23 protein-coding genes, 2 pseudogenes and 1 other annotated feature (1 of these 26 cut by a window edge) are annotated in these 24795 nt (G+C 40.3%); of the genes and pseudogenes, 12 read left to right on the forward strand and 13 right to left on the reverse strand.

Annotated features, from left to right (window positions below; translation table 11 throughout):
* Positions 1-281: 281 nt before the first annotated feature.
* Positions 282-704 (reverse strand): GNAT family N-acetyltransferase, encoded by a 423-nt coding sequence (locus MK805_RS03040; RefSeq protein ID WP_240873717.1) that lies wholly within the window; start codon positions 702-704, stop codon positions 282-284.
* A 355-nt stretch (positions 705-1059) separates the two neighbouring features.
* Between MK805_RS03040 and MK805_RS03045 the strand changes: the two are divergent.
* The 5 genes and pseudogenes from MK805_RS03045 to ltrA form a co-directional block, all read left to right on the forward strand.
* A pseudogene (locus tag MK805_RS03045) lies at positions 1060-1398 on the forward strand (phage terminase large subunit family protein); the annotation flags it as partial.
* Between the two features lie 28 nt (positions 1399-1426).
* The gene (locus MK805_RS03050) at positions 1427-1858 is read left to right on the forward strand and encodes a hypothetical protein (protein WP_240873718.1); all 432 of its coding nucleotides are present in this window, start codon (positions 1427-1429) and stop codon (positions 1856-1858) included.
* A 67-nt stretch (positions 1859-1925) separates the two neighbouring features.
* Positions 1926-3017 carry an AbrB family transcriptional regulator gene (locus MK805_RS03055; protein WP_240873719.1) on the forward strand — a complete coding sequence of 364 codons (1092 nt, stop codon included), beginning with the start codon at positions 1926-1928 and terminating at the stop codon, positions 3015-3017.
* Between the two features lie 545 nt (positions 3018-3562).
* Positions 3563-3712, forward strand: a complete 150-nt coding sequence (locus tag MK805_RS03060; RefSeq protein ID WP_240873720.1) for a hypothetical protein — start codon at positions 3563-3565, stop codon at positions 3710-3712.
* 208 nt (positions 3713-3920) lie between these two features.
* Positions 3921-5173, forward strand: a pseudogene (gene ltrA, locus MK805_RS03065) (group II intron reverse transcriptase/maturase).
* 97 nt (positions 5174-5270) lie between these two features.
* Here the strand turns inward: ltrA and MK805_RS03070 are convergent.
* The 4 genes from MK805_RS03070 to MK805_RS03085 form a co-directional block, all read right to left on the reverse strand.
* The gene (locus MK805_RS03070; protein WP_240873721.1) at positions 5271-6065 is read right to left on the reverse strand and encodes a COG4705 family protein; all 795 of its coding nucleotides are present in this window, start codon (positions 6063-6065) and stop codon (positions 5271-5273) included.
* Positions 6066-6214: 149 nt separating this feature from the next.
* The gene (locus tag MK805_RS03075) at positions 6215-7015 is read right to left on the reverse strand and encodes a COG4705 family protein (RefSeq protein ID WP_240873722.1); all 801 of its coding nucleotides are present in this window, start codon (positions 7013-7015) and stop codon (positions 6215-6217) included.
* Positions 7016-7140: 125 nt separating this feature from the next.
* The gene (locus tag MK805_RS03080; RefSeq protein WP_240873723.1) at positions 7141-8457 is read right to left on the reverse strand and encodes a sensor histidine kinase; all 1317 of its coding nucleotides are present in this window, start codon (positions 8455-8457) and stop codon (positions 7141-7143) included.
* A complete protein-coding gene (locus tag MK805_RS03085; protein WP_240873724.1) occupies positions 8447-9121 on the reverse strand; it encodes a response regulator transcription factor in 675 nt (224 codons plus the stop codon). Before MK805_RS03085 ends, MK805_RS03080 begins: the two co-directional genes overlap by 11 nt.
* Positions 9122-9891: 770 nt before the next feature.
* On the opposite strand from MK805_RS03085, the gene mtnK reads away from it, so the two are divergent.
* Positions 9892-11106, forward strand: a complete 1215-nt coding sequence (gene mtnK / locus MK805_RS03090) for an S-methyl-5-thioribose kinase (protein ID WP_240873725.1) — start codon at positions 9892-9894, stop codon at positions 11104-11106.
* 117 nt (positions 11107-11223) lie between these two features.
* On the opposite strand, the gene MK805_RS03095 is transcribed toward mtnK, so the two are convergent.
* From MK805_RS03095 to MK805_RS03115, 5 genes are all read right to left on the reverse strand, one after another.
* Complete coding sequence (locus MK805_RS03095) at positions 11224-12006, reverse strand: alpha/beta fold hydrolase (protein WP_240873726.1); 783 nt, start codon at positions 12004-12006, stop codon at positions 11224-11226.
* A 148-nt stretch (positions 12007-12154) separates the two neighbouring features.
* The gene (locus MK805_RS03100) at positions 12155-12463 is read right to left on the reverse strand and encodes a hypothetical protein (protein ID WP_240873727.1); all 309 of its coding nucleotides are present in this window, start codon (positions 12461-12463) and stop codon (positions 12155-12157) included.
* A 92-nt stretch (positions 12464-12555) separates the two neighbouring features.
* Positions 12556-12705, reverse strand: coding sequence for a hypothetical protein (locus tag MK805_RS03105; RefSeq protein WP_240873728.1), 150 nt, complete (start codon positions 12703-12705; stop codon positions 12556-12558).
* 44 nt (positions 12706-12749) lie between these two features.
* Positions 12750-13265, reverse strand: a complete 516-nt coding sequence (locus MK805_RS03110; protein WP_240873729.1) for a tetratricopeptide repeat protein — start codon at positions 13263-13265, stop codon at positions 12750-12752.
* A 176-nt stretch (positions 13266-13441) separates the two neighbouring features.
* Positions 13442-14656 carry a tetratricopeptide repeat protein gene (locus MK805_RS03115; protein WP_240873730.1) on the reverse strand — a complete coding sequence of 405 codons (1215 nt, stop codon included), beginning with the start codon at positions 14654-14656 and terminating at the stop codon, positions 13442-13444.
* 446 nt (positions 14657-15102) lie between these two features.
* Between MK805_RS03115 and MK805_RS03120 the strand changes: the two genes are divergently transcribed.
* The 5 genes from MK805_RS03120 to MK805_RS03140 all read left to right on the forward strand — a co-directional run bounded on the left by MK805_RS03120 (position 15103) and on the right by MK805_RS03140 (position 19665).
* The gene (locus MK805_RS03120) at positions 15103-15333 is read left to right on the forward strand and encodes a hypothetical protein (protein ID WP_240873731.1); all 231 of its coding nucleotides are present in this window, start codon (positions 15103-15105) and stop codon (positions 15331-15333) included.
* A 154-nt stretch (positions 15334-15487) separates the two neighbouring features.
* Positions 15488-16831 carry a phenylacetate--CoA ligase family protein gene (locus MK805_RS03125; RefSeq protein WP_240873732.1) on the forward strand — a complete coding sequence of 448 codons (1344 nt, stop codon included), beginning with the start codon at positions 15488-15490 and terminating at the stop codon, positions 16829-16831.
* 34 nt (positions 16832-16865) lie between these two features.
* Positions 16866-18101 (forward strand): phenylacetate--CoA ligase family protein, encoded by a 1236-nt coding sequence (locus MK805_RS03130; protein ID WP_240873733.1) that lies wholly within the window; start codon positions 16866-16868, stop codon positions 18099-18101.
* Between the two features lie 83 nt (positions 18102-18184).
* Positions 18185-19012, forward strand: coding sequence for a bifunctional 3-deoxy-7-phosphoheptulonate synthase/chorismate mutase (locus tag MK805_RS03135; RefSeq protein WP_240873734.1), 828 nt, complete (start codon positions 18185-18187; stop codon positions 19010-19012).
* Between the two features lie 56 nt (positions 19013-19068).
* A complete protein-coding gene (locus MK805_RS03140; protein WP_240873735.1) occupies positions 19069-19665 on the forward strand; it encodes a chorismate pyruvate-lyase family protein in 597 nt (198 codons plus the stop codon).
* A gap of 121 nt (positions 19666-19786) precedes the next feature.
* Here the strand turns inward: MK805_RS03140 and MK805_RS03145 are convergent, their stop codons facing one another.
* Complete coding sequence (locus MK805_RS03145) at positions 19787-20071, reverse strand: hypothetical protein (protein WP_240873736.1); 285 nt, start codon at positions 20069-20071, stop codon at positions 19787-19789.
* Positions 20072-20075: 4 nt separating this feature from the next.
* Positions 20076-20348, reverse strand: a complete 273-nt coding sequence (locus MK805_RS03150; RefSeq protein ID WP_240873737.1) for a hypothetical protein — start codon at positions 20346-20348, stop codon at positions 20076-20078.
* 162 nt (positions 20349-20510) lie between these two features.
* On the opposite strand from MK805_RS03150, the gene MK805_RS03155 reads away from it, so the two are divergent.
* Positions 20511-21095, forward strand: coding sequence for a hypothetical protein (locus MK805_RS03155; RefSeq protein WP_240873738.1), 585 nt, complete (start codon positions 20511-20513; stop codon positions 21093-21095).
* 785 nt (positions 21096-21880) lie between these two features.
* On the opposite strand, the gene MK805_RS03160 is transcribed toward MK805_RS03155, so the two are convergent.
* Positions 21881-24514: a valine--tRNA ligase gene (locus MK805_RS03160; RefSeq protein ID WP_240874265.1), complete on the reverse strand. Its 2634-nt coding sequence runs from the start codon at positions 24512-24514 to the stop codon at positions 21881-21883.
* A gap of 74 nt (positions 24515-24588) precedes the next feature.
* Positions 24589-24795: a binding site (T-box leader), on the reverse strand (it continues 45 nt past the right edge of the window).

Consider the following 24795-nt stretch of genomic DNA (forward strand, 5'->3'; position numbering starts at 1 on the left):
GCGACACAATAGGTGTTCTCGAAGTGTCGGTAAAGCAAGGTATTTTGATCAAAACGATCCCATTGACTATGCTGTCTGTCAGCAATTGGGCTGGAGCCGGTCCGATTACTACCGAGTGAAAAAACGGGCAATTCAAAAGTTGGCATTGGCGATGAATATAATTTGATAATTGGGTGCTAGTTTAAGAATTGATTAGGTAAAAAGAAAGTGCTTTTGCATAGGAAGTTTTTCCTTATAATGCAGGTCGCACTTTCTTTTTGAAGGGATTTTCTTGTAAGAGATTAAACAAACAATTTCTTTTCTAAATAATACAGGTTGTATCCTTTTGGGTGATCTTCTACTATTCCAACAACTTTATATCCAAGTTTTTGATAAAAATCTGGTGCTTGGAAGCTAAAAGTATCTAGTAGTATTAGTCTGCACTTATGTTCTCTTGCCGTATTTTCCATATGATTTAATAACTCTTTACCATAACCTTCTCCTCTGAGAGAATCATCAACCCACAGATAATCAATATGTAGATGATACCAAACTATCGTTCCAGTAATCCCGCCAACAATTTCCTCATCATCATTTCTAAGCACATGGCTAACGTTTTTGGATGGTTGTTTTACTTCATCAGGTAGTAGCGAAAGGTTGTAATCTACTACTTTTTTACGAATATAATCACTATCTTTTTGAATCCATTGCTTAGAAATTTTCATATATTTACTCCTCTGATATATATTAATAATAATTACAATATAAATACTTAATAGGGGTAAGTCAATTGATATTCCCTCTCAGGTTAATTTTGAAATTATATGTGATTTTCTCATTTATAGTTGTTTTCTTTCAAAGAATATATTAACTAGAACCACAGGTTTTGATACTTTTGTGATACGAAACAGAGACTTATATGATCCCATTTGTTCTGGTTTATCAGATAAAATAGTAAGTGGAAAAGAATATTCATTTGTCGAATAGCGGGCAGAGCTCGCTAATTTTTATGCGTAAAAATAGGAGCGAGAAACATGGAGATTCAAGTAATTCCATCTTTCCCTCCATGCTTCTCCGGATGGTTGGGCACGTACTGCTGTCACTGCCTACTATGATTTTGAAGCGGATCGAATAGTTGCAAAAACGAATAATGGTGGGGATATGGTGGAGCATACGATTCGAACCGTAGACAAAACGGTGTCATACAAGAAGGTACATGCCAGCAGAGGAAAACTTACGCGAGCAGAACCTATCGCTGCGTTATATGAACAGAGGAAGGTACACCATGTGGGATGCTTTGGAACGTTAGAAGATCAGATGTGTACATGGGCTCCCGGTCAAATGCAGTCTCCGGACCGGATGGATGCACTGGTGTGGGCGTTTACCGAGCTTATGCTAAGAAAGACGAACCAACTGTAAAAGCAAGAGTGGTCTAGGAGGTGAACAAATGGACAAGCCAGCAGTTAAAGCCTATGTATTAAAGAGTGGAGATGTACTATCCACCAACTATCTGCAACAATATGCAGTGAAGCAATCCAAGCAAATACCAGAAGATGTATTTGGCTCAGAGTATGGTGAAACAGGGATCATTGCTCCTCTCTATCATCCAGAAGCTCTTGCGAAACTGATGGAAATGAACACCTATCATTATCGAACTGTCAAGACGAAAACACGAGATACCGTAGGGCTTGGGTGGAATTTGGTTCCCACATCAGAGAAACCAAATGAAACACAAAAAGAAAAAGTGTTATCTTTTCTTCAATCTTCTCATCCAGAAGAAACCTTGGAAGAAATCTTAACCAAGTGGATGGAAGATTACGAAGCGACAGGGCTAAGAGCTGATAAACAGTTCATATTTTTGCTAAAAAAAGAAAGATAAATCAAAAAAATATCAAATAGTATGATGTATAATTTATTTCCAATTTTTAAATAGAGGAGATTTAAATATGAAATTAGCTATGAGAGAATCTACCCTTTTTTTGTTCCTAGCTGGTTTAACGGGAGGGTATATCGGTTCTTGTACAGGATTGTCTGTTGGATGGCTTGTCGGTGCATTTATTGGTTCCATGCTATTTTCGTTTTGGGGCTCAAATAAATCATTCATTCAAAAAAATGAAAAAGGTGCATCCCAGATTTTTCGAGAGTTAGGGCAGTGGATGTTAGGGATACAATTGGGGCAAAAGATTACATTTGCGATTTTGGATACCATTGAAGATAATTCTTACATAATCGGTTCGGTGTTTCTTTTTTCGATATCACTTGCATTAATTTCAAGTTGGTTTTTAAAGCGATATGGCAATGTTAATTTAATTACAAGTTTATTTGCGACAACACCTGGCGGTACTACTGCGATGGCTTCTATAGCAGATGAAGCTGGGGCAAATACTATGATCGTTAGTATCATTCAATTGATGCGCATGTTATGTGTTATTGCTGTGATTCCAATCATGCTTCAATTTTTTCCGTCGGCAAATTTTCCTATCCCTACTCACCAAGTGAGTAGTTTTTCTCAGTCATCTTTATGGTTTACACTTTTGATGTTTGGTTTGGCTTGGATAGGAGGGAAATATGGACGGAAGGTATATCTGCCTGCTCCGTGGTTATTTGGGAGTATGTTAACCGTTGCTACGGTTGTCTCTATGTCAACCTTTTTGCATTTTCACTTTGTCATTTGGTATCCATTGTGGTTCTCTATACTTGCTCAAGTGTTGATCGGAATCAGTATCGGTTCCAAAATAAAAAAAGGGATGTTTTATGGAATAAAGAAACCTGCATTAATAGGAAGTATACTATCCTTTTGTTTTGTTCTTCTCATGAGCCTATGTTCCTTTCTATTATCAAAAGTTACAGGTATACCAATAGCAACTGCTTTATTAGCCTTTGCTCCAGGTGGTGTTGCTGAAATGGCTAGTACTTCTTTAGCTGTCCATGCGGATGTTATGTTTGTAGTTTCCGCACAGATCATGCGTCTAGTTGTTTCGTTGCTTCTACTTCCTCCTCTATTACGATTATTTGGGAGACAAAGTGCCCTAAAATGATACATATTGAGTAAATTACTGAAACATAAACAGAAAGCTGCTACAGGTAAAATTAAACCTCGTAGCTTTTTTGTATTTCTATTATTCTATTGTATTAATAATACTTTTCATGAGGGAACTCTTCATGAGTGTGATTTCCAAACGTTTTTTCTTATCTTTCATACAATCTTTATCCCAACAATAATGGTAATGTCAAAGTGATGTACCTTTTACAATAGAAATTACAGCGAAAAGAAATAAATTAGGTTGAGAGGATTAAAAGTCTCGAAGAGGAATAGGGTAAGGGAACTGAAGAAGAAATTTGTTGTTTCTTCTTCAGTTAGTGCGCCCGGCATGGGCCTATTCTATAGGGTGAAAGTCCCGAACGACGAAGGTAGCAGTAGTCGTTAGCTTAAGGCATCGGTGTCCACCGCGAGGTGGAATCGGAAGGAAGCCGGCGGCAAATCTCTGGCCTGAGGAACACGAATCTCATAGAAGGCTACCATTCCTTGGATGAGCCTGCTAACCAAGGTAAAGTCCCTGCTACCAAAGAGGAATGGGAGTAAATGAGACAGGTAGATGGGGAGAAAGAATACGCTCTTACCCGGGGAGATCTGCGTGGTAAGCCGTACACATATGGTAACCTTTCCCCTAAAGGGAAAGCTGAACATGCAGAAGTCAGCAGAAGCCATAGTACCAAAGTAAGGGACGCCTGAAATGGGAAGGGCTGAACATCGAAGGAGAATGGATCACTGGGAGTTCGACTCTTTATGCAGAAACAGACAACCCCAAGTTTTTTCAAAGTTTTCTTTTTTTCGGGGCTTACCTAGAGGAGGAAGTGGTGAATCCCACAAGGGACTCTAGGAGGGTGGAGTAAAGAGCGGTACAAACAGAGGAAACCATTCACGAGGAAGGTTGTAACGCATGGTAATGGAACAGTTATTGTCACGGAAAAACTTATTGGATGCCCTCCACCAAATGGAGAAAAACAAGGGAAGCCATGGGGTGGACGAAATGCCCGTAACATCCCTGCGTAGGCATATCCATGAAAACTGGCACACCCTTCGGGAATCCATCTTAACGGGAACCTATAAACCAATGCCTGTCCGCCGAGTCGAAATCCCGAAACCAAGCGGGGGTATTCGGTTATTAGGAATTCCTACTGTGACGGACCGTTTCATTCAGCAAGCCATTTCGCAAGTATTAACACCATTATTCGATCCAAGTTTTTCGGAACATAGTTATGGATTTCGTCCTAGAAGAAGAGGACATGACGCGGTACGAAAAGCAAAGGAATACATCGAAAGTGGTCTTCGTTGGACAGTGGACATCGATTTGGAGAATTTCTTTAACCGAGTCAACCACGACAAACTGATGAACCTAGTGGCGAAGAAAGTAAAAGACAAAGCAATCCTTCGTATGATTCGAAGATACCTAGAGTCAGGTGTGATGGTAAACGGAGTAAAGAGGGATAGCGAAGAAGGGGTTCCCCAAGGGAGTCCGCTCAGTCCGTTATTATCCAACATTCTCTTGGATGAACTGGATAAGGAACTAGAGAAAAGAGGGCACAAATTCGTCCGCTATGCGGACGATTGTAACGTCTATGTGAAGACCAAAAAAGCAGGTATTCGTGTACTACGCTCCATTACGAGGTTTTTAGAAAAGAAACTGCGGTTAAAGGTGAACCAAGAGAAAAGTGCAGTCGATCGTCCATGGAAACGGAAGTTTCTAGGTTTTAGCTTTACCTTTCATTCCTCGCCAAAAGTGAGAATAGCAAAAGAAAGTCTGAAACGAGTGAAAGAGAAGATACGTAAGATCACTTCTCGATCGAAACCCACCCCAATGGAGCAGAGGATAGAAGAGTTGAACCGGCTACTAGTGGGCTGGTGCAACTACTTTGCCTTAGCAGACACGAAAACCGCCTTTCAGGATTTAGATGGGTGGATACGAAGAAGGCTGAGGATGTGCCTATGGAAACAGTGGAAGAAACCCCAAACAAAAGTAAGAAGGCTTCTTGCCTTGGGAATACCAAAGCAAAAAGCCTATGAATGGGGAAATTCCCGTAAGAATACTGGCGAATAGCTGGAAGTCCTGTGCTGCATCGAGCACTAGGGAATTCCTATTGGAAATCCTTAGGACTAAAAAGTGTGGTACAACGTTACGATTTTCATCGTTAGACTAAGATGAACCGCCGTATACCGAACGGTACGTACGGTGGTGTGAGAGGTCAGGAGTTAGTCACTCCCTCCTACTCGATTCATGATTTATATTTTTTTAGTTAATGACAGAAGAAGCAATTTCGTTTTTTATATCTTTACGAGTGATGGACAGGAATCCAACAAGGACAATGATAATAATGGTCATTGCAAGACTGACTATATCTTCTCCCCATCCCAAACCTCCACGGCTTGGTGACACGGAAATCCAATCTGAAAACGAAGCGCCTACAGGACGCGTCATAATATAGGCAAACCAAAAGGCAAATATCTCATTAAAACCAAATAACCAATAGCCTACAGCTGGTATAATCAGAAAGACAGTGAACAGTACTCCTGAGGAAAAGTAGCCTAAGTGCATAGTAGACGCGGTCATATCTCCTGCGGCGGTACCAAGTGCAAATGTGATGAGTATGGTAGCCCAGTAAAAGACTTCACGTCGACGGGTATAGATACTGTGTATAGAGAGAGTTCTCTCTTTTGCATACCAGATGGAAAAAAGAGCGACCATCGCAACGATAAAAAAGATAGTGGATACCACATATGGTATGCCTATGACAACATGGACAACATCAGCGGCCATCGTCCCAAAAATACTTACCATCACAACAACTAACCAATAAATCCATGCTACATATTTTTTTACCGAAAACTGTAGGATCAAAGAAGCGACTAAGGCAATTCCTGTTAGCCCAACTGCAATCATAGGATCAATACTTTTGACTAGATAATCAGAGAACACTTCACCCATGCCGGTGGTCAACACTTTGGTTATCCAGAAGTAAGCTGTAATTTCGGGAACCTTCGTAAAGATTTCTACCTGATGTATGTTGTTAGATACAGACTTATTCATTTGTAACTTTTTCCTCCAAATCCATTTCTTGCATAACGAAATATAACATTGCAACTCAACATATAAAATATTTGTCCGTAAATTGTTGTTGAGAAATAAAGATGCAAGGTCGAGTATACCCTCTCCTGATGGACTGTATAGTCAACTGGTTAATGAGTTAGAAGTTGTTCTGTTTCATTGGAGTCATCTATTTTCGTCTTGGTTAGGTAGATGACTAAGATCAAGATGATAACAAGAAAGATGGCACTAGTTCCCGTTGTACCCAAACCAAGTCCACCGTCGCTTCGAGGCTGGGATAAAAAATCACCAACAGAAGCACCAAAGGGGCGGGTCAAGATGTACGCGATCCAGAAGGCTAACACTGCATTTAATTTAAAGGCATAGTGTGCAATGGTTACCACTAGAATTACAGCAGCGAACATCAGAGCTGATACCCAGTAACCTAGATCCAATCCTTCAGATATTAAATCACCAGCTGCAGTACCTAAAGCAAAAGTGAATAAAACAGCTAACCAATAAAATGCTTCGCGTTTCGTTGTATTTATGGAGTGAATGGATAGAGTCCTCTCACTCGCATACCAAATGATAAAAGTTGCTATCATGAGGACGAAGAAGAAGATTGTTGTTGTTTGTAGCGAGACTCCATAATTATCTGTGAGATTATCCGAACCCAGCGTACCAACGACACTGATCAATACGACAGTAAGCCAATAAATACTCGGTATATATTTTTTTGCTCGAAACTGAAAGAACAGGGTGATGAGTAATAACCCACCCATAACAAAAGTGGTGTTTGTCAAGCCAAAACCAAGAGTATCATTCAGGAAGTCTGCTGCAGTCTCACCAACGGTAGTGGCCATGATTTTTATAATCCAGAAGAAAATCGTAACTTCTGGAACCTTGTTCAACATCTGCTTCATTCGTAAGTTCGGTTGTATATCATTGGACATATTGTGTTATCCTCCTTTTTCCATCACATAATGCTGGTTCCTACTTGAGAGACTATAAAATACAAGTCTGAAAAACACATGAAAAAAAGTTAGACAAGACTGCTTGTCCAACTTTTTTTAAAATATTACCGATTTGGGAGTGGAATCATGATGAAAAATTTACTTCCAGCATTTAATTTGCTCGATACTTTAATTGTGCCATGCAGGGATTCGATAATCGATTTTCCAATGGATAGTCCTAAACCTGAACTTCCCGTTTGACGGGAACGGCTTTTATCTGCTCGATAAAAACGATCAAAAATATGTTGCTGTTGCTCTGAAGAAATGCCAATTCCATTATCTTGAACGACAATAGTTAGGATTTCATCTTTTTGTTCGTACGAGATACATACATTACCACCATTTGGCGTATACTTTAACGCATTGTCAATAAGAATATAGAGCAGTTGTTTTATATTTTCTTTGTCTGTATAAATGGGTAAAGGATGTAAGGTGAGTAAATCTAATTTTATATCTTTGGATTCTGACAAACGTTGGAAGGAACGGATGATCTGTTGCAACAGGATGAGGAGATCAAAGTTCTCTTTTTTCGTTGGTTGTTCACCAGAATCAGAACGGATTAAATAGAGTAAATGGTTCACTAGTTGTGTTGTGCTTCTCACTTCTTCTTGCAAATCGGATAAGATATTTTTAGCAATGGGAGAGAAGTGTTTGCCTTCTTCGAAATCGATTGCTTCGAGTCCCGATTGCAATACACTTAATGGTGTTCTCAGCTCATGAGAAACATTAGCAATAAATTCGGATTGAAGTGTATACGCTTTTATGATTGGCTTTATTGCTTGTTTGGTCATCGTGTGGCCGACAAGAAGGGCGATAACAAAAAAGATAAGTGAAATACCTAATAAGATAAATAGAAAATGGAAGTACATCGTGATCAAATAAGTAATATCTTTTCCTATGTATATGGTTCCTTTACGTTTGCCATTTTGGTAAATATTTTGTGAGACAAGAAATAGATAGTGAGAATCCTTTTCGGACAATTCTATCCTCAAAAATTTAAATCCCATTTTATCTGGTTTCCAATTTTTAACGTTTTTGAAGATAGGCTCACGGATTTTTGAGGAATATTCATCAATGATGATGAGTCTATGGTTGGGTTTAAGAAAATAGGTTAGAAAGATCCCTTTTGTTTTATTAATACTAGGAACTAGGGGATTTTCTTGGTTTTGTCCTCCGGGATATTCATCTATATCCATATTTAGTTCATTAATTTCTTGCTTCCCTATATCAAATAATTCCATTCGCTGTTCATGGTACGTGATAAGAAAGAGAACGAGACTTATCACAATATTAAAAAGTAATAAGAAAATAATCAGCATCCCACTATTATAGTGTGTAAGCTGTTTTCTAGTGGAGGCAAATAGATTCATATTATGTTTCAATTGAGTATCCTACTCCCCGAATATTACTAATCATTGTTTGCTTTCCAGGTTCATCGATTTTTTTTCGTAGTAACTTGATATAGGCATCAACTGAGTTACTTCCCACATTTGCATGATATCCCCATACACGATCAAGAATTACTTCACGGGTTAAAACTTGACCTTTGTTACGAATTAATAAATCTAGTAAATCGAACTCACGAGGAGTTAGTGGAGTTTCTATTCCATTTCGATATATTGTGCGCTTTGTGCGGTCGATTTTGATATTTCCTACTGTCACTGTGTCCTTATATAACGGTGCATAGTTTCTTCTGATCAGGACACGAATACGGGCAAAAAGTTCCTCAAATTCAAATGGTTTCGTCAGATAATCATCCGCACCTGAATCAAGCCCTTCTATACGATCCAGAACATCATCTTTAGCAGTTAACATCAATATCGCTCCGGAATAGTCATTTTGCCTAAGTTTTTGGCATACAGAGATCCCATCAATTTTAGGTAGCATCCAATCCAAAATGACAAGATCATAGTGAGAGGCAAGGGCATATTCGTAAGCTTCCAAGCCATTTGTATACCATTCTACGGTATACCCCTCCTTCTCTTTTAGCATATGTTCTAATATTTTGCCTAGACGAAGATCATCTTCAGCTAATAGGATTTTCATTAAGGACTCTCCAATCTTTGGATAAAGAGAAAGACAAGTGTAAGAAAGGTTGATTGATCATATCCAAATTACGAATTGTATTTACCATCCATTCTAGACTAAAAAAGAAACTTGCACATACTCATACCACTATAATCACACGTTTTTCTTTGATACGGAAGAGGTCAAAGGTTCGATTCCTCTTCTGCCCACTAAATTCACTTCTTAGAAATAGGGAGATTTTTTAATTGGGAAATAACAGAAAAAATGCAAACCTTTATTATATCCAGGAAATATTGTCTGCCATTTCAAGGAACATATACAGTCGACAATTTCTTGTTCTGAATGTTAGCCCTCTTCTCCTCAAAGTGAATATCTTTCCATTGAAGACTAAAATTTCCCTGTCTTTTCTGATTTTAATATCAGTTAGCTGTAAAACGAACTCGATCCTTTCTTCTGCTACAGTGAAATGATTAACTAATCAAAGCAAGATGTATTACAGATTGAATGCTGAGAGCAATTTTTCAAGTGGAGTGAGGAATCTCGCTGCCCATGCTTAAACAAGCATCCATCGAAAATGTTTTAAGCTAATGTCTAGGTAATCGAGAACACTATGCATATATTTTCAGCATAATAATATATTAACGAATTTACACTGCTTTCCATAGCGGGCTGTCGCCAAGCCACTTGTATTATGGTACGTCAATACGTTCTTGCTTCATGGAACAATTCCTGCCTGTGATTGATATAATGCCAGGCTAAATAGAATCGGTATTCGGAGGGATGTGGAAATGACAAATTATCACGCCTTAACGCAAGCGGAAGCGGTCGAGTATGTACACGGAATCGAGGGTGTATTTTCGGATGATGCGCAGCTGAAGTCACGTGAGATCGGTGACGGTAATCTTAATCTTGTGTTTCAAATATTGGACCCAGCATCAGGACGATCCTTAATTTTGAAGCAGGCGCTTCCATACGCAAAGGTAATCGGCGAATCGGTTCCCTTGACGCTGGACAGAGTAGGCATTGAATGCGAAGCATTGCGCATTCAAAGGGAGCTTTGTCCAGATCTGACGCCGAAGGTATATGCATATGATCCGGATTTGGCGTTGATGGTCATGGAGGATTTGGGCGATCACATTGTCATGCGCCACGGAATGATCGAGCGGGGCCGTTATCCGTTGTTCGCCGGGCATATCGGATCATTTTTGGCTCGGACATTATTTTTCACCTCAGATCTGACCATGGACCAACACGAGAAGAAACTGCGGGTGAAATCGTTCATCAATCCGGAGCTTTGCAATATTACCGAGGAGCTCATTTTATGCGCTCCTTATACAAGGTCCCGGATGAATATCGTGGAACCTTATATCCGTGATGCCGTTGAACGTATTTGGTCAGATAAGGAGCTGCATCTCGAGGTCATGCTGCTGAGGGAGAAATTTCTGACGAAAGCACAGGCTCTGTTGCATGGTGATTTGCATACAGATAATATCTTCATTAAGCAGGATTCTACGAAGGTCATTGATCCCGAATTTGCTTTTTACGGTCCGATGGGTTTTGATATCGGGACGGTTATCGCCAATCTTCTGCTGAACTATTCAGGCCAAGAGGGTTGGAGTACGGATGCGCTGGAGCGCACGGATTACCGTGGCTACCTGCTGAATACTGTGTACGACTTATGGACACAATTCGAGCTTCAGTTCCGCGATCTTTGGAACGGGCATGTCGTTGACCGGATGGCGAAGACCCCAGGATATCAGGATTTGTATGTGGCAAGACTGTTGCAGGACACAATCGGATTTGCCGGGGTGATAATGTTGTGCCGTGTTTATGGTTTTATCCATGTTGCGGACATCGATAACATCGAAGATGCAGATGCCCGTGAACGAGCACAGCGAATTGCGCTGAAGATCGGCGTGGCGCTGATCAAACAGAACCGCTCTGCCCGCTCTATTGAGGAAGTATTGGATATCGCTTTAAAAGCTGTAAACTGCGAAGATTGACTTAAATTATTAAGGTCGTGTAAATGCTCTTATGTGGTATACAAGGTTGGACTGAATGAAAAGACGACTACTCATTCAAAACGAATAAGAGTCGTTTTTTGTTTTGTTATTTGCTAATCAATTTAAGAAACGGTGGATTTCCTCCAACACCTTGCGATGCTCCTGTGAAAAGACACCGTGACCCGCATGGGGAAATAGAATCAGCTTGGAATTTGGAATACGATGGTCTAGAATTTTGGCATGCTTTGGACTGAAAACCCAATCATCCTTGCCATGAATAATAAGCGTTGGTGCTGAAATTCGCCCTAACCGATGATACGAATCGAAATTCTTGCTCGCTTCACGCTGAATTTCCATGGTTCTAGGGTTCAAAGGAGTGATTTGCATCCGTTTCACAAATGAATTGATCAAATCCGGATTTTTTTGGATATAGTCTTTGGAGTAAAGCATATTTAGCGTGTCTTGAGGGGAATATGCAGCGTTCTTTAACATTAGCCACTTAATCATCCGAAAAGAAGGAGGCACCCGTTTTACCCCGCAGGTTGTGGAACATAAGATTAATTTCGACACGCGGCTAGGGTCTTCGATTGCAATCTCCTGCGCAATCATTCCCCCCATGGATTGGCCTAAAATATGTGCCTTTTCGATGTCGAGCGCGTTCATTAGCTCGATGACATCCTTGGCCATATCCGAGATGTCATACGCTTCTGACGGAGCATCGCTTCGACCTGTACCCCGATAATCGAGCATGATGAAGCTGTTCCTTTCGCTTAACGCGGTCTTGATTGCCGGGCTCCACCAGTCCATATTGCTGTCTTTTCCTGAAAGTCCGATCAAAGGGAATCCTTTCCCGATCCATTCATAACAAATATTAATGCCGTTGACGAATACTCTCTTCAAAATTACCCACTCTCCAGTTTCGAAATCTCTGTTCGCGAATGAAAGATATCCTAGATCAATATATTCTACGAAAGGGAATAGAGTGAGGATGGAAGGAAAGGCCCTCAGTCCATTGACGGTTTGAGCCTTTCCATGTCGAGCTTCTGTTTTATTTTTCTTCTGCCGATTCTTTCGTCAACGTGGATTCCTCGGAAACTTTCGAATTCTGTTCCTGTGAAGTGCTTACCTTTAGGCGTTCTAGTCCTATTGCCATTAATTCTTCGCCAGTTCCTATGATACCGGTCTTCAAAGCATTGACGAATGTTTGGAATTGTATACTGGATGGTTGCTTTTCATCGCTTGTCACATTCACAAGTTGTTTGCCGACGTTGGCAGCACCACTTCTCAAAGCAGTAAAGGAGAAATCAATGATCCCTTTCTTTACCTCCCTAAAGACTCCTTTTATGGAATCTGACATATGTTTCACCTCCTTTCCAATCTGGGTTTATCAGGATAAGGGGATGATTTTTGCTCTAATGTCCTATTTTCTTTTTGATCTTACAGAGACTCTTATAGGAAGCTTCTTGTTTCTTCGCATCGGTAAGAGGGTTGTCCGGATAATTGAGGCTGATCTAACAGCTGATTCGTTTCCTGAACAGCGGTTACATTGTCTTTTGCCTCTTTCTTATACAGCGAAGAAAATCTTGTCGAGTCTCTCATTTAAATGTCAATTTTCTCCGCCTTCTCTTTTCTTATGATTTTCTTTAATTCCCAAATTGATCAAGACGTTGTAGGACCAAATTTGCTTCGTCGGGTTTGCCTGCATTTTGGTAAGCTGCACTTAGATTTCGCAGTACTTCCTGTATTTGCTTTGGAGTAAGGTAGTTGGAATTCACTTTATAGTGATCAAGCAGAAAGGTGAAGTCTTCGATTGCCGTTTCCGAGCAATGGAAAAAGGATTCCGGCAGCCTCAGGCAAATATTCCCGCGTAACAACCGAATTTCTTTATGGTTTGGGTCTAAAGAAACGGCTCGATTCAATACGTCTAATCCCTCTTGCGCCTTATCCGCTTTTTCCAGAATTTTAACGGCATCCCGTCCTAATAGAACAAGAGTACTGCCGAAATAGGCTTCAAACAGTGCATTCTCAGGCTCGGCCTCACAAAGCTTTAAGAGCATCTCGTTTGCTTTTATCACTGCTTTTTTGTCTCCGTCCACACCTTTATTATGGAGTGTTTTGGCTTCCTCGAATTGTTTCATATGGACGCTTTGATCTGCCATTCCTATCGACCTCCAATATGGTAAAACTTGGTGTTCCTCCAACCTGTAAAAGTAACACAGATAAACTCGCTTCTTGTATTTCCAATTTACTAGTAGGATTTGTGGTCCTTTGGAGTTCGATGAAATATTCACTTTATTAAATGATCAGCGAGTCTGGGTCATTCAAATAAGGACTTCTATTTCTTTTTCTTTTGCTGCTTCGCTAAGCTTTGGAGTTCACTTCCGACGGCTCGAACGGCTCTTCTTATCAAAATTGATTTGAGGCTTTCGGAGTTTGGTATATGCTTAACAGCTGGTTTCCCTTCTAAAGACTTAAGTTTCAACTTGAGGAGATACAGAAAATCAGGATCTTTCGTTTTGTACTGCAGTATTTTCCAGCACATAAGAGCATCTTGATTTCGACCAATTCGGCAATATACTTCGCCAAGTTCGTAGATAAGCTGTAAGTAATTTTCGGTTTCAAGGTGGCCTTCTCCAAGCATTCCCCGATCGATGAGAAAAGTGTAATCTTCAATTATTGTTTCGGCTAAGTTGAAATGCTTTTTAGGCAACCGATATGCGGTCCTGCCTCGCAGCAGTCTGATCCTGCCATCCTGAGGGGCGGCACTAACCGCTCCATCAAGAAGCTTCAATCCCGCTTTTGACCATCTCAATTTATTCAATAGTGATGTCGTATCCCGAGCCATTAGTAATCTAGTGATACCATAGTATGCATCCGTAATTGGGTGACTTGGATAGTCGGATCTCACTTGCTCCAACAACTGATGCATGTCTTGTACAGCCTTTTTATTGCCATCCAGGGCGTCCTTGTGTAGTGGAACAAGCTGATCTAGTAAAATCTCGATATCCTTCTCACTTACATTTATCAATTTTCTATTCAATTGGGGTAATTGCTGCAATACTTCATTTGCTTCTTTCAATTTTCCTGCATTTCGGTAAGCAACACTAAGATCCTCTATAATTTTCCTGAATTGCTCATCAGTAAGGTAGCTGGAGTCTTCTTTGTAACGATCCAGTAGAAAGGAGAAGTCTTCAATCGCCGTTTGTGAGCAATAGAAAAAGGATTCTGGCAGTCGCAAACATACATTTGCACGCAACAACCGAATTTCTTTATGATTTGAGTCTAGAGAAACGGCCCGATTTAATGAATTTAGTCCTTCTTGCGCTTTGTCCGCTTTTTCCAGAGGCTGAACAGCATCTCGCCCTAATAGTGCAAGAACAGTGCCGTAATAGGCTTCAATAAGAGCATTGTCAGGCTCGGTTTTGCGAAGCTCTGAGAATATCTCACAGGCGATTTTTACCGCATCTTTATCTCCATCTAAGCCTTTTGTAAGAACCCTTTTTCCTTTCTCGAATTGCTTTAAATGAGTATTGTTTTTTTCCTTTTCCATTTCCATTTCCCCCTCCCAACGAAAAATTCGGATTAAGAACAAGAATTTGAAACACCTGTTGTGCTAGTAATGTTACAAATCGAGAGATTCTAAATTCGGAATTGTAGGCATAAATTCCGCCATCCAAGTAGCAATCCGAGAATTCGTGAGGAATATCGTTGAACGATATGAATAATCAATCTTTAACCAATATCATTCCTGAACAACTGATGGTGAAAAGCTCCTCCAAAACGTTATTTATAAGTTAAGACTTGATTATTTTTCAATTCGAATAACAAGACGGATTGACCCCCTCCTTAAAATAAACGATTTATGCTAGATACGATATGTATGGTTTATATGAACGGTTTGGATGGTATACTCTTTTTTTTTAATATGTGTGTTTGTCTGAATCATGTCTGACTTTCCTTGCATTTCATAAAGAGTAAATGGGAGGAGGGCAGAACATGAGTGATAGAAAGCTAAATAAAGAAGAGAAAAGAGCAGAGAAAGCAAAAAAAAGAGAAGAGAAGTTGGCAAAAAAAATGGAAGATAAGCAAGTTAAAGATAAACGGAAAGAAGAAAAAAAAGCGGAGAAAGCAAAAAAAAGAAAAGAGAAGCAAATTAAAGATAAGAGGAAACAAGAAAAGAATGAAGCAAAAAAAGTTGAAGAAAAAAATAGTGATGGATCAAAATAGTTTAAGGAAACAATTCGAGAGTTATAACCGAGGTTGCAAAAGCTGTTTATAGATGGGGGATGGTTACGCTTTTTCGCGTGGATCATGCCCTCGCTCATTCTTTACTTCAGGTAGATTCTAAGAATACTAAGAATACATGGAATGGAGGATTTAGATGAAGTTTCAAACTCATAAGATGACAGTCTCCATTGATAATCATTCATCCCATCTAGAACAATTCAAGGAATTTTATAAGCAATTGCATGATGAAGAAAAAACCATTGAGAAACTCCCTCATCAAAATATAGAAGATTATCAGCTAAAGGCTGTTAATGCCACTCTTGCTCATGTGTGGAATCGAAATGAATACTACCATTCGACATTGAAGAAAGCAGGCTTCACAGAGCCCAAAATCGATAGTTTAGAACAATTAGCTGCCATACCGATGCTGAAGAAAGATGTCATAAGAGGTGATAAACAAAAGATATTATGTGTCGATCCGAAAGAAATAGGTCAGGTTCACCTCACTAGCGGTACATCGGGTAAGCCAATATATACCTCTTATACATTAGCTGATCAATATGTATACGATTTATTGCCGAAATACTTGGAGCTGTTTAAGGAGTCAGAAGATGATGTCGCGGCAATTGCCCTACCTTATGAATTTGCGTTGCCCGGTCTCGGATTTCAGCGGTTATTTCAATTTGCATTTGGTACAGGGGTTCTTTCGCTTGGCAAAGGTGGTTATATGGCTCCTATCGATAAGTCGTTGGAATTAATGAAGGAATATCAAGCCACGATTCTTACTACAACCCCGTCTTATGCAGCACTCCTAGCAGTGGAAAGTGAGAAGTTTGGTATAAAAATTGGTGAAGATATTCGTCTAAAGAAAATTTGGCTCACCGGCGAAGGATGCTCCTCCACCTTCCGCGAACGTTTGGAAAAGTTGTGGGGATGCGAGGTCTCGTTCTTCTACGGCTCAACCGAGTGCGGAGTTGTCGGTGTAGAATGCAGTAAGCATAGAGGGTATCACGTCATGGAAGGGCATGTGAAAGTCGAAATCGTTGATCCGGTTTCGGAGGAAGTGCTTCCGTACGGTCGAACGGGAGAAATCATTGTGACTACGCTGCTTCGTGAAGGAATGCCGATGGTACGCTATCGGACTGGGGATCTTGGTAACTTGCAAAAATCCAAATGCGACTGTGGAATTACAATGGACGTCTTGCAGCTAAGAGGCCGAATGGAGAACATGCTGCGCTTGGGTACTGAAGACTTTTCTCCATTCTTGATCGAGCACTTTCTCATGGAGATTCCCGAAGTAGGTTTATGGTATCACCTTAAGCTGAATCAAGGATTGCTCACAATTGAAGCCGAGAAGTACCAGACGGAACTTAGTGATGAGCAATTGGCGGCAAAAATTCAAAAGCATATGGCTGATAGGATGGGGATACATTGCGAAGCCTTAATCAGAGACGATATCCCTCGTACGTTCGGCAAGGCAATCAGAGTATTCAACTAACTATATTACAAAAAACGAGATAGGAGGTGCATGAATGAATGACATCGATAGAGAGAGGGAGCGAAAATTTCAGGAGATGTATGTTCGCATTTTAAAATCCCCTCTGTATAAGACGAAATTATCGGAACATGCTTTAAACAGTATTAAATTGAGTAACATCCAGACGCTTCCGTTAACGACAAAGGAAGATCTGCGGAAAGCCGGCATCTTTGGTCACCTCGCCGTCGATATGAAGGAAATTGCTCAATACCATGAATCGACCGGAACGACCGGGGAGCCTTCGGCTGCCTGGTTTACGCAAAAAGATTTGCTGGTTGGTGGAAGACAATTGAAGGAATGCGGTGTGCGTTTGACTTCTGAAGATCTGGTGTTGATCCGCTTTCCTTACGCAATGGCGCTGCCTGCATTCTTAATGCAGCATGCAGCTTGGCAGACAGGAGCTGGGGTCGTTCCTGCAAGCGGACGTACTATCGTTACCCCTTACCCCCGAGTGTTAAGTCTGATGAAACGTCTTTCTGTCACGGTGTTGGCAGGACTCCCTCGTGAGATAGAACTGCTGGCCGAAGCGGCTCGTCTTGGCGGTTCTGAGCCGAGCAAAGACTTTCCAGCAATGCGCGCCATTTGCGTTGCTGGTGAATTAATGGGAGACAAGCGAAGGAAGCATATAGAAAAGCTGTGGAATGTGCCTGTATTTAATATGTACGGTTCGACGGAAACTGCCAATATCGCTACAATGTGCGAGTATGGCACAATGCATATCTCAGAACTAGATTTTTTCATAGAAGTACTTAATGAGGACGGTTCAAGCTCCGTCGCTTACGGAGAAAGAGGGTTTGCGGCGATCACGACGCTTTCCCATCAGGGTTCTCCTCTGTTGCGATATTTTAATGAAGATATAGTCTCTGTAGAGTCCTGTTCATGCGATTGCGGCCGAACTGGAGCCAATCTGGTTCATTACGGCAGAAGCAAGGATCGAATACGTTTCGGAGACATCATCTTAGATGTAATGGATATTCAGGAAGCCGTATATTCGTTGTCTCCTGCTCCGGATGCTTGGAAGGTGATAGAGCAGGAAGAGGGGTTGCACTTTTTACTAGATTCGCATTGTTCCAGGAAATGGTCGGAGGAAAATGTCCGTTTTCGATTATCTTCTCAACTTCAAGTGCCGGTTTCCGTTGAAATCACTACATTGGTCGATCGTGTTGAGCTCATGAGTAACGTTCCATCAGTTAAGCCTGTATATATCAAGAAGCGAAGTAACGACACATAAAAATAGATCCATTGAATTTGATACCATAACGATAATTGGTTGGGAAGATTTCTATTATAGACGAAGAGAAAGGATTGTGTATCATGAGCGATAGATTGCAACAAGAGAAATCACGACTTCTCGTAAGTCGTCACCATAAAAACGAAGATACGATTATTCATATTAAGCAAGCGGTGATCGGTGGTTCTTCACATACGCTGATCGTAGGTCCTTGCTCTGTCGAATCAAGAGCACAGCTCGCAACGGTTGCTTCCGCTTTAAAGAAAGCTGGCTTAACGGTCTTACGTGGCGGAGCGTTCAAGCCGAGAACTTCTCCTTACGATTTTCAAGGACTCGGTGAAGAGGGATTAAAAATTATGAAGGATGTTGCAGATGAATTTGGATTGATAACCAATAGCGAAATTATGAGTCCCACTCAAATCGATACAGCCGCTCGTTATATCGATATTTTTCAAATAGGCGCGCGTAACATGCAGAACTTCGACTTGCTGAAAGCCGTCGGTCAAACGAAGAAGCCCATACTGCTGAAACGCGGCCTTTCTGCAACTTTGAAAGAGTTTATGCTCGCAGCAGAATATATTCTGAATCAAGGGAATGACCAAGTTATGTTAATGGAACGTGGTATACGTACTTTCGAGAAAATGACTCGCAATACGCTTGATATTTCCGCTGTTCCAATCTTAAAGCAGGAGACCCATCTTCCAGTACTAGTGGATGTCACTCATTCTACCGGGAGGAAAGATATTCTGTTGCCTTGTGCAAAGGCATCGTTAGCAGCTGGCGCCGACGGGATTATGGTTGAGGTGCACCCGAATCCCTCAGCCGCTCTCTCCGACTCGAAACAGCAACTCAACATCGATGAGTTTCAGACGTTTTGGAAGGGGCTCTGCAATTCTGATTTGTACCATTAACAATTTTCAATAACTGTCAAAGAGAGCACGCACAATTGTCTAATGGAGGTGAGAGTATGGTAGACTCACAGTTTGAACGAAAGCTATCAGATGTTTTACACGGATTGATATTCGACCTTCTGTTAGTGACAGATGGACGGACAACGGACTTGCTAGAAATGCTGTTGAACGAGAAAATGAATGTACATGTGATACGGCAAGAACAAATTGATGGAGAGAATGTAAACCTTATGGGTGAATCCTCGGGAGGTCCAAATTATATTCGAGAATCAGTTTTGATCTGTGAGCAAAGTCGATTTGTCGTGTCACACAACATTGCACTTGTAAATTCTAAGCATGTACCTCCCATTTTGTTCGAGAAAATTGCGCATCGACAAGAGGGAATAGGAAAAGCGATGAGCTCTCTTGGAATGCACACATTCCGAAAGGTGGCTGACTTCGGATTCATCAACGAAGCGGAAACGGTCGATCTTTTTCAACAGCCGATCAAGATCCACTTTCCTAATCTGCAAAACAAGGTGCCTTACAAAAAATACTTCATTTATTTCGAACGTAAACCTGGGATTCAGATGCTAGAATATTTCCATCCGAGCATCATCAGACACCGTTTGCAACAAGAGATGACGAAAGAGCAATCGAACAAAGAAGAATAAGGTTCTGAGAAGAGTAATTGATCAATTTCTTGCTCTACATGGAAAAACGCATCCTTTGGAGTCAGCCAATGCTTTTTGAGGATGCAAGCCTCAACAGTGAAATTTATGCTGAGAGGCAATTTTATTTTTTTTTATTTTTTTTCATTTGTTCAACCATATCGACTCCACAATCGATCATTCGTTCGCCGGCATATTGTACACCCGTCTTTATAGCTTCGAACAGTTTTTCTAAAAGAATATCGACGGGTTGATCACGATTTTTTACAGATTCCATGATTTTTTGCTTGGCTATGTCTGCTCCATTTTTGACTGCTGTCGTATAGTTAGCAGTAAAGTATCTAAATTTCCGATTAATTTCACGGAAGATTTCTGAAAACTCTTCATTTTCCCTAGACAACTGCTTCATCTCCTTATGATACTACATTTTCATACTCGACTCCTTCTTCGTCTTGAAACTGAAGCGATTCAGCCTCTACACGTTGGATTCGGTTTTCAACGTGATCGTAACCTTCATCATCCCGTATCGGAATGGAATCAATCGTTCCTGTTAGTTTCTTGCTAACCCTAGATGTAAACAATGCAACGATAACGCCCACCACAAGTACGAAAACAAGCACGCCACATAAACTCATACCCAAAATGAATAATATTCTATTCTCGACATCCATGTTCTTTGTTTCCATGCTACTTTCACTCCTCCTAAGATAGTTCAGTATATGAGCAAATATCTCAGATCATATAGGTAATGGACTATTATTGGATGAATTCCACTTCAGTCCAATCTAGGTTCGTTAACTCACATAAACATATAAGAGTCATAAACATATAAAAGGAGGTTTTGATCAATGGATGATATTCAAAGAAAAACCGAGTCTATTCCGGTCACAGATAAAGAAGCATTTTCGTTAGTTTCGAAACAGGAGAGCGTTTCGGAGTGGAAGAGGTTTATCCAAACGGAGTTAGAGAAACTAGAAAATCAAGAAAAGGATGATGGAAAAGAAGACTCAAAGAAAACCTCGTCTGCTGAGGCAGAGTCTACTCTCAGTACCCTTATCGAGAAGATACCTGTAGAACAATTGGTCAATAAGGCAATACGAATTATTACTAAGAAAACAGAGCTGGAAAAACCAGAGCCGGAAAAAGGTGAGTCGAAAATACCAATGGGGGAAAAATCGGAATCGAAAAAAGATGAGCCGAAGAAACCAAAGAAGGAAAAATCTGAATCGAAAAAAGGTGAGTCGAAAAAACCAAAGAAGGAAAAACCGGAATCGAAAAAAGGTGAGTCGAAAAAACCAAAGAAGGAAATACCAGAATCGAAAAAGGATGAGTCGAAAAAGCCAAAGAGGGAAAAACCAGAGTCGAAAAAAGGCGAGTCGAAAAAACCAAAACGGAAAACAATACAACCCAAAAAACAGAACCGAAAAAAATAGAGCAGGAAGAACTGGTGGTATATTTAAAACACTGAAGCATCTTGTTCGCGAACAGGCTTTCACAATTCTCAATCGTTTCTTTGTGAATGGCTGAAAAGGAAAATTATATACATGTTTATCGGAAGCAGTTCTTGGAGAAAAAGTGCTATGGCCACAAATGTTTTATATATAGTTTATTTGATGAGTTTGCAAATGACTTGCGATAGATACTCTCCAATTGGACGCTTTCCCCCTCCTTCCCTCGCTGTTAGAAGATTCACTGGACAACGTTGGGTTCTTGATAAAACATGTAGAACGAGGTGAATCGTCCTACAAATCGTTGAAACTATTCAAAGCCGCTCTGTTTCAAGTCGCGACTATTCTTCTTGATCAGTTGGAAATAGCAGAAACAGAAATTAAATAAAAACTTGGTGAGGTGAATTTAGGATCGTGGTAGTAAGATTGGAATTGAAATGCTTGAGCATTTTACACAGGAGAGCAGTTTCTGTTCTTGCTACAACCTGATATGTTCAGTTTTCAAGAATCGGAACATATGTACCTATTAACTATTTCTATAAAATTTTTTCTTTTCCTTCTTTGAAAAAGGAAATTTGTTCTAGACATCCACAAGGGGGAGTTGAACAAGCTTCATTCACCTCGCCACCTTAGAGGTGGGAGTCTTCTTGTGCGAATTTAATAGAAAATTACTAGCTTTGATGCAATGTTGGAGCTTGAAGACTGAAAGTTACATACTTTAAATAGCAAATGAAAAGGGATGGAATAAAATGCTTCCATCCCTTTGTCCATTAGTTTTGAAGTTCAGCTAAACGGGCTTTTACTTTGTCTCTTTTCTCAAGATAATCCTTTTCTTTGCTGCGTTCCTCTTCTACAACATGCGCAGGTGCTTTACCAATAAATCCTTGATTGGACAGCTTCTTTTGCACACGATTTACTTCAGAATCAAGTGTTTTTAATTCTTTCTCTAAGCGGTTCAATTCTTGTTGGATGTCAATCAATCCTGCTAGTGGCAAGAGTATTTCAGCTCCTGTCACTACACCACTGATTGTTTTTTCTTGGATGGAAATGTTCGAATCGATGGTCAGACTTTCAGCATTACACTGTTTATGAATCCACTGCTCACCTTCTTGCAAGTCATGGAGAGTATTCTCGTTATCAGGTTTAATAAAAATGTTGATCTTTTTACCCATAGGAGCATTCACTTCAGCGCGTATATTTCGAACGCTGCGAATGACTTCCATATAGAGTTTCATTTGTTCTACTGCTTTAGGGAATTGGTAATTCTGTTGCGAAATTGGCCAATCAGCAATTACAATGCTTTTCCCCTCATGAGGAAGGTTTTGCCAGATTTCTTCTGTTACAAAAGGCATAAATGGATGCAGTAGCTTTAAGATGTTGTCAAGTGTATAACAAAGAACAGAACGCGTTGTTAATTTGGCCTTTTCATCATCCCCATAAAGAGAGAGTTTAGCAAATTCAATGTACCAATCGCAGAATTCATCCCAAACAAACTCATACAAGATTCTACCTGCTTCATTGTAGTGGTAACTATCCAGTTGTCTTGTAACTTCAGAAATTGTTTCTTGCAGTCTAGTAAGAATCCATTTGTCTGCTGTGTTTAATTCGCCGGTTAGATCCATATCATCAACACCAAAGTCATCCAAATTCATGAGTGTAAAACGGGAAGCATTCCAAATTTTATTGATGAAATTTCGAGCTGATTCTACTCTTTCCCAACGGAAACGGAGGTCTTGACCTGGTGTTGAACCAGTTGAGATCATAAATCTCATCGCATCAGTACCATATTGATCAATGACATCCAGTGGATCAATTCCATTTCCAAGCGATTTGGACATTTTAATTCCGTCTGCATCTCGAACCAACCCATGAATTAAAACATCTTGGAACGGTTTTTTATCTGTAAATTCTAAAGCTGTAAATATCATGCGTGCTACCCAAGGATAGATAATATCGTGTCCTGTAATAAGTACACTGTTTGGGAAATAACGATTTAAGTCATTTGTTTTTTCTGGCCAACCCATAGTGGAAAAAGGCCATAGTGCCGAACTAAACCAAGTATCCAGTACATCTTCGTCTTGAGAGATATTGGAGCTGTTACAGTGCGAACAGTGGGTTGGATTATCGATAGACACCGTTATTTCCTTACAGTTTTCACAATGCCAAGCTGGAATTCGATGTCCCCACCACAATTGTCGAGAGATACACCAGTCGCGAATGTTTTCAATCCAGTCTACGTAGAGCTTCTCAAAACGTTCTGGAACGAATTGAACCTTATCTTCGCTTTTTTGAAGGGCTACTGCTCTTTCAGCAAGTGGTTTCATTTTTACAAACCATTGTGTAGATAGATATGGTTCTACCACTGCACCGCTTCGTTCACTATGTCCAACGGAATGAATGTGTTCTTCTATTTCTACTAGTACTCCTGATTCTTGTAGATCAACTATTATTTGTTTGCGAGCGTCAAATCGATCCAATCCTTGATACTTACCAGCATTTTCATTCATTTTTCCTGATTCGTCCATTACCACAATCTGTTGCAGATCGTGACGCAGACCGATTTCAAAATCGTTAGGATCATGAGCAGGAGTTACTTTTACAGCACCAGTTCCAAACTCTTTATCTACGTATTCATCAACAATAATTGGTATCTCACGGTTTGTTAATGGAAGAGTAACGGTTTTTCCGATTAAGCCTTGATATCGTTCATCTTCTGGATGTACTGCAATTGCTGTGTCTCCTAGCATGGTTTCTGGTCGTGTAGTAGCTACTTGAATATAACCAGTGCCATCAGTGAGAGGGTAGCGTAAATGATGAAGTGCACCTTTTACTTCTTTATGGATAACCTCAATGTCAGAGAGAGCTGTTCGTGCTGCGGGGTCCCAATTGATGATGTATTTTCCACGATATATTAAGCCTTTGTTATATAAGTCAACAAATACTTTTCGAACAGCTTGAGAAAGTCCTTCATCCATAGTGAAACGTTCTCTGGAGTAATCCATCGAAAAGCCTATTTTTTTCCATTGATCATGTATGATAGAGGCAAAATGATGTTTCCATTCCCAAACTTTTTCGAGGAATTTTTCTCTACCGAGATCGTGACGAGAGATACCTTCTTCTCTTAACTTTTCCTCTACTTTTGCTTGAGTCGCGATTCCAGCATGATCCATACCCGGAAGCCATAAGGTATCAAAGCCTTGCATACGCTTCATTCGAATCAAGATGTCTTGTAGAGTAAAATCCAGAGCATGACCCATATGCAACATTCCTGTTACGTTTGGGGGAGGTAACACAATACTAAATGTTTCCTTGTTTTCATCTTCTGAAGCCTTAAATAGCTCGTTATCCAACCAAAATTGATATCTGTCTTTTTCTACTGCTTTAGGATCATACTTTGTAGGCATTGTGATTTCTTTCGTTGTACTTTCCAAATCGGAAACCTCCTAAATACATATAAAATATAAAAATCCCTTTCATCTCAAAGGACGAAGGGATTAGTTCGCGGTACCACCTTTGTTAACAAAAGTACAATAAATAAAATAGTACTCTTGTTCACTTGAACCTGTAACGTAGGTATACGGCTCCAACTACTGATCAAAATTTGACTTTGGCGGGAGCACTCTGGAGTGACATTCAATAGTAAATCCTGAAGAATCTCACAGCTACCGTATAGGTAAATTCTTCT

Origin of the sequence: Shimazuella soli (assembly GCF_022511585.1) — a bacterium.
In the GTDB taxonomy this organism is placed as follows: Bacteria; Bacillota; Bacilli; order Thermoactinomycetales; family Thermoactinomycetaceae; genus Shimazuella; species Shimazuella soli.